The sequence below is a fragment of the Micromonospora craterilacus genome, from assembly GCF_003236315.1.
Taxonomy (GTDB): Bacteria; Actinomycetota; Actinomycetes; order Mycobacteriales; family Micromonosporaceae; genus Micromonospora; species Micromonospora craterilacus.
Map to the genome: position 1 here is coordinate 1 of NZ_POTY01000527.1, position 795 is coordinate 795.

General features: G+C 69.9%; 1 protein-coding gene. It reads right to left on the reverse strand.

The window, feature by feature from the left end; translation table 11 throughout:
- The coding region (locus C1I95_RS34245; RefSeq protein ID WP_111219293.1) for a transposase family protein at positions 1-669 on the reverse strand (669 nt) is incomplete at its 3' end.
- Positions 670-795: the final 126 nt, after the last annotated feature.

A 795-nucleotide genomic window follows, 5' to 3' on the forward strand; every position in this document is an offset into this window, starting at 1 on the left:
TGTGGCGATGGCGCGTTCGCCACGAGCACGGATCCGCGCGTGTGCCCGGTTGACCGTCTTCTGCCGGCGTGACAGCTTCGGCCGGAAGCGGCGCCGCTTGAACGGCGTACGCACGCTGCCTCGGGCGCCTTGGTAGCCCTTGTCGGCGAAGGTCATCACGTCCGCGCTGGTCAGTGCGTCGATGATGCCGTGGGTGCGGGCGGCGGTGAGGTCGTGGGTCGAGCCCGGCAGCGCCGGTGAGGCCCACACGAGCCGGCCGGCCGGGTCGGCGATGACCTGCACGTTCATCCCGTGGCGCTTGTGCTTGCCGGAGTAGTGGGGCTTCTGGTCCGCTACCCGGTCGATTGGGATCAGGGTGCCGTCCAGGATCGCGTACGCCAGGCGTCGAATGCGCCGCATCGCGGTGGCCAGGTCCTCAGCCGCTGCGGCGAGCAGCACGATTGCTTCCTGCACGTAGCGCCAGGCGGTGGCGACACCGACGGCGAATCCGGCCGCGAGGCGGGTGTAGGTGTCGCCGTTGCGCAGGTGGGCCAGGGCGAGTAGCGCCTGTCGCCCAGGGGCGAGGCGTCGCCACCGGGATCGATGCTGGCGGCGGTGCGCTCGGATGCGGTCGGCGAGGTGGTTCAGGGTGCGGCTGGACAGCGGGATCGTGGAGGGGTCAGACAGCACAGGCGAGGCTCCCGGTCGGGGCATCGGATCTTGGTCGACTGCTGTCTTACCTGGAGCCTCGCCCTCATCGATCTCCGGGCCTGCCGCACCCCCTCCGACCTGCAAGATCAGCTTGGAAAAGGCTCA